13 protein-coding genes are annotated in these 13,262 nt (G+C 51.8%); 7 read left to right on the forward strand and 6 right to left on the reverse strand.

All coding sequences use genetic code 11. The features are described 5' to 3' along the window. Nucleotides 1-89 precede the first annotated feature (89 nt). Complete coding sequence (locus ACLD72_RS15725) at nucleotides 90-422, forward strand: hypothetical protein (protein ID WP_410996693.1); 333 nt, start codon at nucleotides 90-92, stop codon at nucleotides 420-422. A 377-nt stretch (nucleotides 423-799) separates the two neighbouring features. On the opposite strand, the gene ACLD72_RS15730 is transcribed toward ACLD72_RS15725, so the two are convergent. After that, nucleotides 800-1,333, reverse strand: a complete 534-nt coding sequence (locus tag ACLD72_RS15730; RefSeq protein ID WP_410996695.1) for a YbhB/YbcL family Raf kinase inhibitor-like protein — start codon at nucleotides 1,331-1,333, stop codon at nucleotides 800-802. Between the two features lie 176 nt (nucleotides 1,334-1,509). Between ACLD72_RS15730 and ACLD72_RS15735 the strand changes: the two genes are divergently transcribed. After that, entirely contained in the window at nucleotides 1,510-2,175 is a 666-nt protein-coding gene (locus ACLD72_RS15735) for a GntR family transcriptional regulator (RefSeq protein WP_410996696.1), read from the forward strand. A 149-nt stretch (nucleotides 2,176-2,324) separates the two neighbouring features. On the opposite strand, the gene ACLD72_RS15740 is transcribed toward ACLD72_RS15735, so the two are convergent. After that, nucleotides 2,325-2,519 (reverse strand): hypothetical protein, encoded by a 195-nt coding sequence (locus tag ACLD72_RS15740; protein WP_410996697.1) that lies wholly within the window; start codon nucleotides 2,517-2,519, stop codon nucleotides 2,325-2,327. Nucleotides 2,520-2,671: 152 nt separating this feature from the next. Here ACLD72_RS15740 and ACLD72_RS15745 point away from each other — a divergent pair, with 152 nt between their 5' ends. After that, nucleotides 2,672-3,676, forward strand: a complete 1,005-nt coding sequence (locus ACLD72_RS15745) for an NAD-dependent epimerase/dehydratase family protein (RefSeq protein WP_410996698.1) — start codon at nucleotides 2,672-2,674, stop codon at nucleotides 3,674-3,676. A gap of 73 nt (nucleotides 3,677-3,749) precedes the next feature. Here the strand turns inward: ACLD72_RS15745 and ACLD72_RS15750 are convergent, their stop codons facing one another. The 4 genes from ACLD72_RS15750 to ACLD72_RS15765 are packed head-to-tail and all read right to left on the reverse strand — an operon-like array spanning nucleotide 3,750 to nucleotide 7,266. Then, on the reverse strand, nucleotides 3,750-4,559 hold the full coding sequence (locus tag ACLD72_RS15750; protein WP_410996699.1) for an ABC transporter permease: 810 nt from the start codon (nucleotides 4,557-4,559) through the stop codon (nucleotides 3,750-3,752). Continuing rightward, nucleotides 4,556-5,509 (reverse strand): ATP-binding cassette domain-containing protein, encoded by a 954-nt coding sequence (locus ACLD72_RS15755; RefSeq protein ID WP_410996700.1) that lies wholly within the window; start codon nucleotides 5,507-5,509, stop codon nucleotides 4,556-4,558. Before ACLD72_RS15755 ends, ACLD72_RS15750 begins: the two co-directional genes overlap by 4 nt. 18 nt (nucleotides 5,510-5,527) lie before the next feature. Further along, the gene (locus ACLD72_RS15760; RefSeq protein WP_410996701.1) at nucleotides 5,528-6,355 is read right to left on the reverse strand and encodes an NAD(P)H-binding protein; all 828 of its coding nucleotides are present in this window, start codon (nucleotides 6,353-6,355) and stop codon (nucleotides 5,528-5,530) included. After that, on the reverse strand, nucleotides 6,352-7,266 hold the full coding sequence (locus ACLD72_RS15765; protein ID WP_410996702.1) for a helix-turn-helix transcriptional regulator: 915 nt from the start codon (nucleotides 7,264-7,266) through the stop codon (nucleotides 6,352-6,354). The genes ACLD72_RS15760 and ACLD72_RS15765 overlap by 4 nt, the downstream gene beginning before the upstream one ends. Before the next feature lie 199 nt (nucleotides 7,267-7,465). Between ACLD72_RS15765 and ACLD72_RS15770 the strand changes: the two genes are divergently transcribed. The 4 genes from ACLD72_RS15770 (at nucleotide 7,466) to ACLD72_RS15785 (ending at nucleotide 13,256) form a co-directional block, all read left to right on the forward strand. Then, entirely contained in the window at nucleotides 7,466-8,137 is a 672-nt protein-coding gene (locus tag ACLD72_RS15770; protein WP_410996703.1) for a response regulator transcription factor, read from the forward strand. Beyond that, complete coding sequence (locus ACLD72_RS15775; protein WP_410996704.1) at nucleotides 8,134-9,216, forward strand: ATP-binding protein; 1,083 nt, start codon at nucleotides 8,134-8,136, stop codon at nucleotides 9,214-9,216. The genes ACLD72_RS15770 and ACLD72_RS15775 overlap by 4 nt, the downstream gene beginning before the upstream one ends. Nucleotides 9,217-9,677: 461 nt before the next feature. After that, nucleotides 9,678-12,143, forward strand: a complete 2,466-nt coding sequence (locus tag ACLD72_RS15780) for a glycosyl hydrolase (RefSeq protein WP_410996705.1) — start codon at nucleotides 9,678-9,680, stop codon at nucleotides 12,141-12,143. Between the two features lie 897 nt (nucleotides 12,144-13,040). Next, on the forward strand, nucleotides 13,041-13,256 hold the full coding sequence (locus ACLD72_RS15785; RefSeq protein ID WP_410996934.1) for an HNH endonuclease: 216 nt from the start codon (nucleotides 13,041-13,043) through the stop codon (nucleotides 13,254-13,256). The last annotated feature ends 6 nt before the right edge of the window (nucleotides 13,257-13,262 follow it).

Raw genomic sequence — 13,262 nt, forward strand, 5'->3', positions numbered from 1 at the left:
TTTGTTGCAAACCTTATCTGGTGTGGTTGGTATAACAGACGGATAATGGATTTATCGGGTAAACCATTGTCAAAGGAGGTTAAGCAGCGATGCCATTTCCATTATGGTTTCGGGAAGCGATACAGCAAAGGCTGGACGAGGTTTCGGCGCGGATTCAACGTCAGCCTGATTTACGTAAACTTCGAGCCGAAGAACACGAGGCTTTTGATGCTATGTTTTCTGGCGTGAATAAAACGATGCTGCCAGAGTTTATGGACTGGGAGGACAAGCACCACTTCAGGCGGGCATTAGAAAATGAACGTTTATACATGCAAGGGATGATCGACGGTATGCAACTTGTTGTTGCGTTGTTTAACGATCCTCCTTTCGTTTCCGAAAAACCAGAGATAACATCGAATACGTTAAACACGAATGCAGACTGATAGGGGGACCATTAAAGCAAATCGATAAGAATAAAGAAGGGGCGCTTAAAGAAGTTGCACCAATGGGTTAAAAAGATGACCCCTGTACAATACAGGAGTCATCTCTTTAATGTGGCCTGACTCTTTTTTTCAAAGTGATCCTTTACGTACAAGGATAAGCTTTTTTTCGAGTTATATGAATTTGATTTTGTTTTTGATTTTGCTCCCACAGCCGCAAATGATCGTATGCTTCAAATTTTTAATTGGCTGGTGGCACATAGAGCATACACCTTGATGAAGCGGATCGCCCAGCTTCACCACTTCCTCCGTACTTGACGCTGCTTCGCTTCTAGCATTGGACGTTACCATCGTCTCCTATGTCCCCTAAACGGCTTGGGTTACTTGATTTCCCCTGTTGCCACGAGAACGGCTCTCCCCAGCGTATGGCCCAGCATGGTGAATCCCAAGAGAGCCGGCGTGGCGCTAGGGTCGACCCCGATATTCTCGACATCCAGCGCATGAACGACAAAATAATACCGATGAGGGCCGTGTCCCATTGGAGGCGCTGCACCGATAAACCGTTCGAGCCGCAAATCGTTCGGTAGTTGCAAAGCGCCTTGCGGCAACCCGCTGCCATGCTCGTCGCCTGCGCCGGTCGGCAGTTCGGTGACGCTGGCCGGGATGTTGATGACGGCCCAATGCCAGAGGCCCGATCCGGTCGGGGCGTCCGAGTCATACGCGGTTACGGCGAAACTTTTCGTTCCTTCGGGCGCACCCGACCATTTCAAATGGGGCGAAAGATCTTTGCCGCCCTCAACTCCTGACATCCCCGAGTATTGCTGAAGCGGTAGAGGAAGGCCCTCCGCAATGTCGTTACTTGTTATCTGGAAGCCTGCGACTTCCGGCAATTTGGCAAATGGATTATTGCTCACTGTATATGACCTCCTTAATTAAAATATAATTCGATTATATTGATAAGAATCGATTTTGTAAATACAAATCGTTTAATATACTAATTATCGAATTTGATGTTTGTTTTTTTATAGATTTGATGTAAAATATTTAAACGTGTATAATCCCGAATTTCATGAAGGATGGTGCTGGCTTCATGGCCAAAAGAAACGGTTCGTCCACTTTAAGCGAAAATGTCAGAAAGAAACTGCAGTCCGATATTCTGTCTGGACAATATGAACCGGGGTCTTCATTAACTGTTTCAGAATTAGCCCAAGGTTTCGATGTCTCGGTTGCCGTCGTTCGAGAAGCACTGACCCGGTTGGCGACCCAAGGCCTCATCTTGCAAAACCCGAATCACGGATTTTCCGTGAAGACGGTGTCGGAAGAAGAACTGAATAGCATCATAGAGGCGCGTTCGATCAATGAATCCGCAGCATTACGCCTGTCCATCGCTCATGGCGATCTCACATGGGAATCCAATGTAATCGCCGTTCATCACAAATTATCGCAAACACCCGAGTACATGGAAGTGAATCAAAAGCTTGCCGTTCGCGAGGAATGGTCTGAAATCCACCGTCAATTTCATTACGAACTTATCGCCGCATGTCCAAATCCGATTCTCCTGGATATTTGCAAACGCCTTTGGGACTTGAGCGAATTTTATCGGCATTGGTCGAGCCAGCAGCAGCCAACTCGCGATGGCCGCGCCGAGCATAAGGCATTAACCGATGCCGTTCTTAGCCGCGACAGCGATCGTGCCGTCGAGATCTTTAGAGCGCACATCCAACTTACCGCAGACATCTTGTTAGACAACCGGTAAACGGATTAACCCTACAAATCGCCACCTTCACCCGAATCCGTTGTAGACAAGTAGCAATATAAAAAAGGAGCAGTTTGTTTTATGGCAACTGCTCCTTTATCCGCCGGCGCCGAAATTTAGTACACAATACAAACTCCCCTATGGCTGATCTACATCGGCCTCCCATTATGTGTCGGCGGGTTCTCCTGTTCCATTTCCGGACCGAATTCATCAACTGCCGCGGCGGGATTGCCGTCTTGATTCCACGCGTCCTTCGTCATAAGCGCCTTCGTCCGTCCCTCATCGGTCGAGTCCTTGGCCTTTGCCTGTTCGAGCTGGTTTTCTGCTTTTTCGTTGTCGTTCATAAGATGACCTCCTAAACAAATTTCGTCTTTAACGTTTTTCGTTTATTAGCATTTCTCAAACATTTCTGAAGTAATTCATAAACAAATTCTCAGTAAGGTAGGAGGCAGATAAAAACAATATTGAAATTGGGATAGGAGAGGGGATTAACAGGATGAAGGATACAATTTATTTGCTGACGGGTGCGGCCGGATTTTTGGGTAACAATATTTCCCGCAAGCTGGTATCGCAGGGCAAAAAAGTACGGACTCTGGTATTAAACGGCGATCCCGCGGTGAAATATGTACCGGATGAGGCGGATGTGGTTTATGGCGATCTAACGGATTTGAATTCGTTGGAATCTTTTTTTACGGTGCCCGAGAACCACGAGGTCGTTGTGATTCATTGTGCGAGCCTTGTAACGACATCGCCGCAGGCAAGTCAAAAAGTATATGACGTCAATGTGACGGGAACACAAAATATTGTAGACTTGTGCGTTGCCAAACAGGTGAAAAAATTGGTGTATGTCAGCTCCACCGGGGCCATTCTTGAAGCGCCGCACGGTCAGGTCATCCGGGAGCCGGAAGCGTTTTTTCCGGATCAGGTGGTCGGCTATTATGCAAAAACCAAGGCCACCGCTACGCAATATGTGTTGGAAGCGGTGCGCGGTAAAGATCTGGATGCTTCGATCATTTATCCTTCCGGAATATCCGGACCCAACGACAGCGCCTTTGGGCCATTCACGAGTTTTGTGATCCGTTATTGCCAGGGGCAAATGCCCGTGGGCGTTGAAGGCTCCTTCAATGCAGTGGATGTCCGCGATCTTGCGGAAGGCGTAATTGCCTGCACGGAGCAGGGACGAAAGGGGGAGGGGTACATTTTGAGCAATGAGATGGTATCAATGCGGCGGATGTTCGACCTGATCAGCGAAGCCAGCGGTGCCCCGCGTGTCGAGACCATTTTGACGCCGGAACAGATGCAGGCCATGCCGCAACACAGTTTCGCCCAATCCGAAGGCGAGGCCAACCTTGAGGCTCTGAAATTTGAAATCTACAACTTAACCCGCAACAATCAGTTCTCTTCCGATAAGGCACGGCAGGAGCTCTATTTCCGCACAAGGCCGTTTCAAGAAACCATCGCTGACACGTTGGAGTGGCTGCGCAGCGAAGGGAAAATCTAATCAAGCCTCACCGGAAAAAAATGCCTCAGATGTCACCAAGGCGCGATCGAAGGGAGGCGAAATGCCTCCCTTTTCACCGCAGTTGCCTTCTTAAGTAAACGTATATCGTCAGCGGGGCGAAGACGGCGATCAGGAGCAGTCCTGCGCCGATGCCGGACGCCAGGTCGGCCGCGTCGGCCGTACCATGCAGCAGTTTCCTTGTCAGCTGGACGGCGATGCTGATTGGATTCAAATCAACCGCCGTCCGCAGCCATCCGGGCATGGTCGATGTGTCGACGAGCACGTTGCTGGCAAAAAGAAGCGGGTACACGATCATCATGCTTGTGCCCGATACCGTCTCCGGCCGTTTGGCCACATTGCCGATCAGTGCAAATACCCAACTTGCGCCGAAAGCGAAAAAGAGAACGTACAATGCGGCTGCGATGGTACCGGCGACACCGCCGTCCGCCCGGAATCCGAGCGTAAAACCCACCGCCAGGACGACGAGCATCGCGGCCAAATAACGCAAGCCATCGGCCGCAACCGAGCCCAAAATGGCGGCGGGCTGCCAAAACGGCATAGTACGGAAACGATGGTAGACGCCTTTAGCGATATCCGTGCATAACGTCGTCCCGCTGTATACCGTCATCGGCACCACCGTCAGCACGAGAATGCCCGGCAGCAGATACTGGATATACTCCGTAACGGAACCGGCGATCGCTCCGCCGAACAAAAAGGCGAAGATGAGCAGCATGATGATCGGCGACAAGAGCGCCTCTATGGCGAAGCCGAAGCCGTTGTTTCGCATGTGATACAGCGTTCTTCGCATGAACAAGGCCGTCGCGGCCAGACCGCCCGGACTGCGCCGCGGCTTCCTCGCTCCGGTTGCCTGGGTGATATTCATGCAGACGATACCTCCTTTCCGCGAGCGGCGGTGAGCGCGAAGAACACGTCGTCGAGGCTCGGATCGCCCATGGTGAAATCGTCGATCGCCGCCCCGTAGCCGAGCAGCGTGCCGATAACGGCGTGCGCCAGCCCGGTTTCCTGCACCGCTGCTTTCACGATCGACCCATCCTCATTCGGCTGGCCGGCCAACCCATGCTCGCTTGCGAGCAGGCGGCAGACGCCGGCGGGATCGGTTCCTGCCGCCAGCCGGATCGTCAGCATCTTGCCGCCGATGGAAGCTTTGAGCAGCGCCGGCGTACCGACGGCGATGATCCGCCCCTCGGCGATAAATCCGATGCGGTCAGCCAACCGATCGGCTTCTTCCAGGTACTGCGTCGTCAGCAGCACGGTTGTCCCTTGTTTCACCAGACGGCGGACCATGTCCCACAGCTCGTGCCGGCTCTGCGGGTCCAGCTCGGTTGTCGGCTCATCGAGGAACAGTACCTCGGGCTGCGTGAGGATGCCGGCGGCCAGGTCCAACCGTCGGCGCATGCCGCCGGAGTAAGTTGCGACCGTCCGCCCGCCGGCCTCCGCAAGCCCAAACGATTCGAGCAGCTCCGCCGCGAGCGCGCGGGCCTCCTTGCGCGAATAGCCGTGCAGCCCGGCGAACAGTGTTAGATTTTGGACGCCCGTCAACGCTTCATCCAGCGCCGCGTATTGCCCCGTGACGCTGATGCGCCTGCGCACTTCAGCGGCGTTCAGCACGACGTCGCAGCCGCAGACGCGCGCCGATCCGACGTCCGGGCGCAGCAGCGTTGTCAGCAAGCGGATCGTCGTTGTTTTGCCAGCGCCGTTCGGGCCAAGCAGCGCGAACAACTCCCCTTGCCGAATGGCCAGATCCACTCCCCGCACCGCCTCATGCGTCCGGAACGATTTGCGCAAATTGTGCGCTTCGATGGCGAAGTTCATTTACACGCTTCCTCCGTTCTACAGAAACTCCCGCTTATGCTCGTTCGCCCATTCGGCTAACGAGCGGGCCGGCCTACCGAGCACCTGCTCGATCGTCGGCAGGATGGTGTAGCCGGCTTCAGGCGTGTTTTTCGCCATCTGTACGAAAAACTCGACGCTCTCCTCGTCATAGCCCTGGCCCAGCCATTGCTGCCGCGCATCTTCCTCCGACAGCTCGACGAAAGGGATGTCCTTCCCGATGGCGGCCGCGATCGTGCGCACCGCTTCTTTGCGCGTCAGCGCTTCGGGACCGGTCAGCGGATACGTCCGCCCGTGATGGCCTTCTTCCAGCAGTACCCGAACGGCGACCGCGGCGATGTCTCCTTCATGCACCCGCGCGCTCAGCGCCTCGCCGTAAAATTCCCGCACGACGCCTTCCGTGCGGATCATATCCCGCCAATCCGCCAGCACGTTGGCCATAAATTCAGCCGGCTTCACCAGCGTCCACTGTACACCGCTGGCCTGTAGCGCTGTCTCGACCGGTCCTTCTTCGAAGCCGACCAACACGACGACCCGTTTCACGCCGGCCGCTTCCGCCAGCGCCACCACTTGCGGGTCCGTATCGAGGTCAGCCTCAGGCTCGTCGCTGGAGGTGATCAGAAACACCGCCTCCACGCCTTGCATTGCATCCCGCAGCGTTTCGGGCTTCATCAGGTCGCCCGCGGCGATCTGCACGCCTTCCGGCAGCTTCGTTTTCGCTTGCCTGGGATTCCGCGTTAATGCCCGCACGGGCATTCCCCGCTTCACCAGTAAATCCGTCACATGTTGTCCGACCGTTCCTGTTGCACCTGTCACCAAAATCGTCATGTCGCATCTCCTCCTTGTTTTTTCGCGTAATGCTGGCGGATGGCTTCGAGATGGGCGACAATGTCGTCCCGCAGTTCGCCCGGCGACACAATGTCGACCATTGTTCCGTAGCTGGCGATCACCGAGAGTGCATACTCCTTCGTATAAAAGGTCGTATGCACGTCGATGCAATCCCCCAGGTACGTACATTCGCCAGGAAACTGCTCAAACACGCGGGTGCGCGCCGAGGGGGCGAAGCGAAGATGGGCCCGGATCCCTGGCGGTTCTTCCTGCTCCGGCTCGTCCGGAGTAGTTCTGGGGACGAATGTGGCTTCCGACACATCGAGGCGGACGATACGCGATACGCGGAAATACCTTTTCGCCTGGCGTAAGCGGCAGTACCCTTCCAGATACCAGACGCCGTTTTCCCACAGCAGATTCAATGGTTCCACGCTGCGCTCGGATGGCGCGCCATAGGCGTTCGCGTATGCCAGTTCGACCACGCGCGACTGCCGGATGGCCTGGAACAGCCGCCGGACGTAGTCCCGCTCCTGTTCCGGCGCGTTCATGCTAAGAATGACGGCTTCATGGTTTCCATCGTTCGCCAGCGCCGGATGCAGGCTGGCCAGCTTCCGCATCGTGGATGCCGCCGCGCCGCCCATCGCTCTTTCCATCGCCTTCAAAAGCGAATAGATCACCGACAAGTCTTCGAGCGAGAAGTGCTGCCGCGTCAGAAAAAATCCGTTCATCAGCTCGAATCCGCCATCCGCGCCGGTGAACGAGGCGACCGGGATGCCGGCCTGATTGATCAATTCGACGTCACGGTAGACGGTGCGCACCGACACTTCGAACTTGCCGGCCAACTGCGCGGCGGTCACCCTCTTTTTAGCCATAAGCTCCAGCGTGATTCCGAGCAAACGGTCCAATCTCACAGCCATTGCCTCCTCTGCCGATAAACTTGTGCAGGTCATCTGAGATCGATCCTACACTAATAATTCTGACACCATGGTTGTCAGGATTGGAGATGCAACAATTTCTCATTTTGGGTAATCTGATTATTGAGCCCCTCAAACATTTCTTTAACATTTGCCTGTTATGATGATTCCACTTGCGGAGAAATGAGGTTTTATTATGATCAATATACTTGTTGTGGAAGATGATATAAAGCTCAATCAAATCGTTTGCAGTTATTTAAGCGATCACGGATATGCCGCCAAAGGGTGTTTGAATCCGCGAGAGGCCTATGATTTGATGTATAACAATCTGTACGATCTGATCATTTCGGACATTATGATGCCGGAGATCGATGGTTATGAATTTGCCGAAACCGTGCGGGATCTTAACAAGAATATCCCGATTTTGTTTATGACGGCCCGTGACGATATTTCTTCCAAGCAGCGGGGGTTTCGGGTCGGCATTGACGATTACATGGTGAAACCGATCGATCTGGATGAATTGGTGCTGCGGGTGGGTGCGCTGCTCCGCCGGGCGAATATAGCCAATGAAAGGCGCTTGACGGTGGGGAGCCTGGTGATGGATGCGGACGCGATGACGGCGACGGTGAACGGGGAAGACATTCCGGTGACCGTGCGTGAATTCAATATCCTGTATAAGCTGCTGTCTTATCCGAAGCACACCTTTTCCCGTGCCCAACTTATGGATGAGTTCTGGGGCATCGACAGCAAAACCAGCCTGCGCGCCGTGGATGTGTATATCACCAAGCTCCGGGACAAGTTCTCCAGCTGTGACGATTTTAAAATCGTTACCGTGCATGGCTTGGGATATAAGGCGGTCGTAGAATGAAAAAGAAGCCGATCGAAAAGGACGACCGGGTCAAGGCAAAGCATTTTTCGTGGAAGGAATACGCGCTGATCTATTTTGTACTGCTGACGTTGTCCGCCGGACAAGTGATGATTTATGCCAGAACTATGGATATGAAGGTTTACGACATGCCGCCGGATTTTATTTTTGGGATGCTCGGATATTGGGCGATTGTTACCGCCATTTTTTGCTTTGTCACCGCCCGTCAAAAGTTCCGTACCTTCGACAAACCGATGAGAAAACTAAGCTTGGCCGCCAAACAAGTTGCCGAGGGCGATTTTTCGGTTTATCTGGAGCCTATCCACTCCGCGGACAAACGGGATTATGTGGACGTCATGTTTGAGGATTTCAATAAAATGGTGGAGGAACTGGGCAGCATCGAAACGCTGAAAAACGATTTTATCGCCAATGTATCCCATGAAATCAAGACCCCGCTGTCGGTGATCCAAAGCTACGCCACGGTGCTGCAAAAGCAAGATTTGCCGCCGGAACAGCGCAAGGAATACGCCGACACGATCATCGCTGCCTCCAAAAAACTGACGGCACTGGTGACCAATATTTTAAAGCTCAGTAAGCTGGAAAACCAGGAGATCGCTCCGGCCATCAAGCCTTTTGACCTGTGCCGTCAGCTCAGCGACTGCGCGCTTACCTTTGAGAATGAATGGGAGCGGAAAGAGATTGAGTTTGTGGCCGATATCGAGGACCGTGCGATCATCCATGCCGATGAAAGCATGTTGGAGATTGTATGGCATAACCTTCTCTCCAATGCGCTAAAATTTACGGAACCCGGCGGCAAAATCACTTTAACGCAAGTCTCGGATGAGGATCATGTGACAGTAACCATTTCCGACACCGGTTGCGGCATGGACGAGGAAACGATGAAGCATATTTTCGATAAATTTTATCAAGGAGACACCTCCCATTCCGGCGAAGGCAACGGTCTTGGACTCGCGCTTTCGCTGCGTGTCATTGAACTGGCCGGCGGCTCAATTACGGTCCGGAGCGCTCCAGGCCAAGGGGCTACCTTCACCGTAAGGCTGAAAGTCAACCCTACGCGGTAATCACGCAGGTAGAGCAGCATGTATTCGGTTATTTACGAAGATGTGCTGTTTTTTTGTGTCTAACGATTAATATTTCTTAAACATTTCAGAAGCAACTCTAAAACAACGCACCGGTAGAATAGGGACGACATCATGAGGGGAAACATTTGAAAATACGGGATCCAGCGGAGAGCAACTTTGCCGTTTCTTCGAGGGATGTGAAATTTGAAAGGATGTGCGAAAATGAAAGCTTTCAAAGTTGTTGCTGTCATCATTGTGATAATTGTTGTTGTTGTGGGTGACGCCATGAAGAGCCTGGGCAAACGTTTAAGCAGGAATCTAATATACAGACGTATGCAATAACCGGCTCTCTACTGGAAAAATCATGAATGGAATATGAAGGGAAATAGCGTATTTTGGCGAATTACCTACTTGCCTTTAGAAAAGTTGTATATTCTTTCCGCACAAGGAGGAAAACATTTATGGCAAGTAGGGTACGAGCAAGGTCCAAAGCAATTTTTGTACGGATTGCGGCTGCGTTTTTGGCAGTCATTCTGGCGTCAACGGTGATCGTGGCATCGCCTGGCCAAGTTCTGGCCGCAGGAGACAATCTGCTGACGAATCCCGGATTTGAAGCCGGGGATACCGCTTGGGAGAAGTGGGGGAACCCGGTGGTTACGAAGGCGGAAAAACACAGCGGAAGTCAGTCCCTTCAGGTGAAGCGAAATACGGGCGGTGCTTCCCAATCCGTAGCCGTGAAAGCCGGAAAAACATACCGGATCGGCGTTTGGGTTAAATTTGCCGGCACCGGCGTGACCAGCCATGCGATTTCAATGGAGTATTTCGGTTCCCAGCAGGGAAAAGAAAGCCTGAAATTCTCCGGATCAACGGACTGGGAATATCAAGAAGTCTTATTTACTCCTACTGCCGGTGTGCAGCATGTCCGGGTATCTTTTTGGAATAACACGGCGGTTGATTATTTTATTGATGATGCGATGATTCAGGAATATGCGGACGATGAACCGCCAACCGCACCCGGGGCATTGAAGACGGAGCATATTCAAAATGGTCTTAAGCTGACCTGGACAGGTTCTGCGGATGATTCCGGCGCGGAGGCATACCAGCTTTCCTACAAGAAGACGGAGGATTCCGGTTGGCAGACCGTGAATGTCCCCCATGTGAAGGGACAAAGCGAGTACACCTATAACCTCAAAAATCTGGAAGCCTATCAGGTATATGCCATCAAGCTGACTGCCGTGGACGAGGCGGGCAACATCTCGGACGCCGTTATTGGGCTGGAAGCCACACCAGGTCCCAACCTGGTGGAAAATCCGGGGCTTGAGACCGGTTCCGTATCCCCTTGGGAGGTATGGAAAAACCTTGAGACCACAAAGGACAATCCGCATAGCGGCCAATACGCCCTGAAAATCAAAAATCTGACCGGCGGCGGCACCAAAAAAATGAACACAACACCCGATACTACCTATTTGGTCAGCTTTTGGACCCGGTTCGCCAGCGCACCGGTCACAAGCTTCGGACTGGATTTCAGCTTATTCGGGTCAACGGAAACCAAGGTGCCAATGGCTGTCCCGGTCAGCACGGAATGGACCAAGACTGAGGGACAGGCTCAGGCCGGAAGCAGCGACAAGCTGATGAGACTGGCCATGTGGAATACGACGGGCGTCGATATGTTTATGGATGATGTTTTTGTGGGGGCCCTGCCTGAGCTTCCGGAGAACCTTGAGCCCAGCGCCCCGGCCAATGCTAAGGTAAACGGAGTGGACTGGGTATCGGCGGACCTGAGGTGGGAGGCGTCGGAAGGACCTTATGGAGTCAAGGCTTATGCGATATCCTATAAGGAAGAGGGGGAAAATGAGGAAGGGCGGACGGTAACGGTTCCCGCTGTCCAGGGGCAGACGTCTTATTCCTATAAACTGGAGGGTTTATCCCCGGAAACGGATTATGACATTGAAGTAAAAGCTGTCAGCGAAGGAGATCTGGTTTCGGAGGGAGCGGCTTTACGGGCAGCCACAAGCTCTGTGAGAGCCTCCAACCCGGATGCCTCCACCGAGGCGCTATCTCTGCTGGAGCGATTGTATGACACCACGGGGAACGGTATTTTTACCGGGCAGCACAATTACTATGAGGACCCCTCCAATTGGTACAATAAGGCAGCCGAAATAACCGGTGTTTATCCGGCCTTGTGGGGCTCCGATTTTGCCTATTATACGGGCGGCGACTTTGCGGGCTTAAGGCAAAAGATGATTAATACCGCCATCGCCAAAGCCCAAAGCGGCGCCATGATCACCCTGACTTATCATCAGATTCGTCCTTTTGACGCCAAAACCGCCGGATGGGAAAGCGTTAAAGCGAAGGTGACGGAGGAGCAAATGGAGCAGATCGTTACGCCCGGTACGGACCTGTATAATCAGTGGGCCGCCCAGGTGGACGAGGTAGCCGGTTACCTGACTCAGCTTAAGGCTGCGGGAGTTCCCGTGTTATGGCGGCCTTACCATGAAATGAACGCCGAATTTTTCTGGTGGGGCGGACGTCCGGAACTGTCCAAGCAATTATGGACAAACATGTATGACAGGTTCACCAATGTTCACCATTTGAATAACTTGATCTGGGTATGGAGTCCAAACGCGGAAAGCGAATGGGCCTTTGACTCAGCTCCTTATTACCCCGGCCACGATTATGTGGATGTGCTGGCCATGGACATCTACAATAACGACTACAAGGACGCCTATTACGAAAAGCTGATGGAACTTAGCGGCGGAAGACCTATCGCCATCGGTGAAAACGGGGAGCTGCCCGACCCTAAGGTCTTAAAGGAAAGACAACCCCGGTTTGTCTACTTTATGACCTGGTCCGAATACTTGACGAATAAAAATTCCGTGGAGAAAATCAATTCCCTGTATCATGATTCGCGTGCGATAAATAACTGAGGCAATGGCCTTTGATTAAATAAGCCTGACACAAAAATGTGTCAGGCATTTTTTAGATAAATGAAAGTAAAAGTTTCGGAGTCTTTGCTTGCGATGCTGTTATCAAATGTGAGAATATTCAATCGGTACCTGAGAATCTTGATTTTTTTACCATGAAAGAGATAGAGCGTATGGTATAATATGGATTGTCCGTGGGAGAAAATGGGAGGCCGACAATGAAGATATATGTGGGGGGTACAGTCCAGAATTGGTTTCAATACCTGGCTACCGAAAAGCCGGGTGAGCTGAATTTTGGCAACCCGGTGGAAAACGGTCCTTTAAAGCGATACATTCCAATGATCTGTTTCTATTTGTATAGTCCTCGGAATTTCATTGTTGGTGGCGTTTTTTTGTCCGTCACTCTTTTTTACCGATCTCGTTGGCATGGGAAGCCTTTGGAAATAAGAATGATACAACCGACTATCTGAGCTTTAGAAATGCAATCTATAGATATAGAAAGACTGATTTTCGTACTGAGCCTGATCCGACAATTGGTTGTATTATCCTGACCACGTCGTTTTTCTTTGATATGAAAGACTGGATTCCCGTTCCTGTAGATTGGAAACCCAATATTGTACAAGGTAAAATCTATGATACAGATACTGATTGGGTCAGCTTCTTCATTTGAAGGTTGTCTATAATCCAGGGTCCATTAATTTCAGATTCTCAGCACGTAATGGAAGAGAGTGAATTGAAGCGTTACGGGGCGGCCCCAATTGTGTACCCGAGAATTGGCCAGGGAACGTTTAAGGTTATGGTAACGGAAGCCTATCATCGAAGATGTGCAATAATAGGTGAAAAAACACTTCCCGTTTTGGGGCTGCACATATCAAGCCGTATTCTCAAAACGGCACCAATATTACAAGTAATGGCCTTTTGTTAAGTAGAGATATGCATACATTGTTTGACCGCGGTTACTTAACCATTAATGAAGAGCTTCGAATTGAAGTAAGTAAACGTATTAAAGAGGACTGGCAATGGGAAAGAATACTATGCCTTTCACGGCAAAAAAATGATGGAAATGCCACAAGAGCAATACGAACGACCATCAGCTTAGTTTCTTTTATGGCATAATGAGAA

Source organism: Paenibacillus lacisediminis (assembly GCF_046567315.2).

What these genes read in the sequence shown, in the direction of transcription:
- ACLD72_RS15755 (WP_410996700.1), bottom strand. Translation starts at nt 5,509, where the DNA reads ATGAACTTCGCCATCGAAGCGCACAATTTGCGCAAATCGTTCCGGACG.
- ACLD72_RS15750 (WP_410996699.1), bottom strand. Translation starts at nt 4,559, where the DNA reads ATGAATATCACCCAGGCAACCGGAGCGAGGAAGCCGCGGCGCAGTCCG.
- ACLD72_RS15770 (WP_410996703.1), top strand. Translation starts at nt 7,466, where the DNA reads ATGATCAATATACTTGTTGTGGAAGATGATATAAAGCTCAATCAAATC.
- ACLD72_RS15740 (WP_410996697.1), bottom strand. Translation starts at nt 2,519, where the DNA reads ATGAACGACAACGAAAAAGCAGAAAACCAGCTCGAACAGGCAAAGGCC.
- ACLD72_RS15725 (WP_410996693.1), top strand. Translation starts at nt 90, where the DNA reads ATGCCATTTCCATTATGGTTTCGGGAAGCGATACAGCAAAGGCTGGAC.
- ACLD72_RS15735 (WP_410996696.1), top strand. Translation starts at nt 1,510, where the DNA reads ATGGCCAAAAGAAACGGTTCGTCCACTTTAAGCGAAAATGTCAGAAAG.
- ACLD72_RS15775 (WP_410996704.1), top strand. Translation starts at nt 8,134, where the DNA reads ATGAAAAAGAAGCCGATCGAAAAGGACGACCGGGTCAAGGCAAAGCAT.
- ACLD72_RS15760 (WP_410996701.1), bottom strand. Translation starts at nt 6,355, where the DNA reads ATGACGATTTTGGTGACAGGTGCAACAGGAACGGTCGGACAACATGTG.
- ACLD72_RS15780 (WP_410996705.1), top strand. Translation starts at nt 9,678, where the DNA reads ATGGCAAGTAGGGTACGAGCAAGGTCCAAAGCAATTTTTGTACGGATT.
- ACLD72_RS15745 (WP_410996698.1), top strand. Translation starts at nt 2,672, where the DNA reads ATGAAGGATACAATTTATTTGCTGACGGGTGCGGCCGGATTTTTGGGT.